The sequence below is a fragment of the Enterococcus sp. LJL98 genome (assembly GCF_054871745.1).
In genome coordinates this window covers 1-1,429 of the sequence record NZ_JBTXLU010000026.1, presented here as the reverse complement: position 1 = coordinate 1,429, position 1,429 = coordinate 1, and the positions used below count along the sequence as shown (strand labels likewise).

Here is a 1,429-nt window from a genome sequence, read left to right as displayed (position 1 = left end):
TTCTTAAACCCATCAACAGGGATTATCAACCACGTGATTGAGTTCTTCGGAATGCAACCTATTTCATTTATGGAAGATCCACGTTGGTTTAAAACGGTTTATGTGTTATCTGGTGTTTGGCAAGGAACGGGTTGGGGTTCGGTTATCTACCTCGCAGCCTTGGCAGGAGTCGATACTCAGTTACATGAAGCAGCAGTGGTGGATGGCGCGACACGTTTACAACGGATCTGGCACATTAACTTACCAACGATTCGTCCAACAATGGTGATTTTATTAATCATGAACGTCGGTTCTGTCATGAACTTAGGTTATGAAAAAATCTTATTAATGCAAAACCCATTAAACATGGAGTCATCAAACGTGATTGCGACATTCGTTTACCAACAAGGTTTATTGGAAGCACAATACAGTTACGCTGCAGCCGTTGGTTTGTTCAACTCAGCGATTAACGCGATCTTAATGATTTCTGTCAATAAAATTGCTGATATGCTTGGTGAATCAAGCCTATTCTAGGAAGGAGAATATAAATGAATAATCGTTTAGTGAAAGATACAAAAGCCGATAAGATTTTTATGGTATTTAACTATATTTTCATCCTTTTAGCGGTGGGAATTGTTTTATATCCATTAATTTATATTATTAGTGCTTCGATTAGTGATCCGCAATTTGTGAACTCAGGTGAGATGTGGCTTTGGCCAAAAGGGTTTACATGGGAAGGGTATCAAACCATTCTTGAAAATAATAGCATTTGGCGTGGGTATTTAAACACGATTTATTATACGGCTTTAGGAACATCCATTAACTTAGTCGTGACCTTACCAGCTGCTTATGCCTTATCTCGTCCAGACTTCTACGGACACAAAACATTTACAACATTCTTATTAATTACGATGTTCGTCAGTGGTGGGTTAATCCCAAGTTACTTAGTTATCAAAAACTTAGGAATGTTAAATACCGTGTGGGCTCTTGTTTTACCGGGTGCCGCTTCAGTCTATAACATTGTTGTTACAAGAACTTTCTTCCAAACCACGATTCCACGTGAAATGGAAGAGGCAGCGATTATTGATGGCTGTTCAGACTTTAAATTATTCGCCAAAATTGTTTTACCTTTATCAACACCAATTATCGCAGTAATGGCTTTATTCTATGGTGTCGGTCACTGGAACGGCTTCTTTAGTGCTTTAATTTATTTATCAGACAAAGCAATGTACCCGTTACAAATGGTATTACGTGAAATCTTAGTCTTACAAGACATGTCATCGAACTCAATTGGTGGAACGATGACTGGTGAAATGGCTGAGTTAATGTATTCCAAACAACAATTGGCAGCCGTTATTAAATACGGTGTCATGATTGTATCTACTTTACCAGTCATTGTGGTTTATCCATTCCTACAAAAATACTTTGTAAAAGGAATGATGGTTGGTTC

Annotated in this window: 2 protein-coding genes; both read left to right on the top strand. The window is 38.1% G+C overall.

Going from position 1 to position 1,429, the window contains the following annotated elements:
* Nucleotides 1-513: ABC transporter permease subunit (locus ACYSNO_RS12330; protein ID WP_461731380.1), on the top strand; the 513-nt coding region annotated here is incomplete at its 5' end.
* A 14-nt stretch (nt 514-527) separates the two neighbouring features.
* Nucleotides 528-1,429: carbohydrate ABC transporter permease (locus tag ACYSNO_RS12325; protein ID WP_461731379.1), on the top strand; the 902-nt coding region annotated here is incomplete at its 3' end.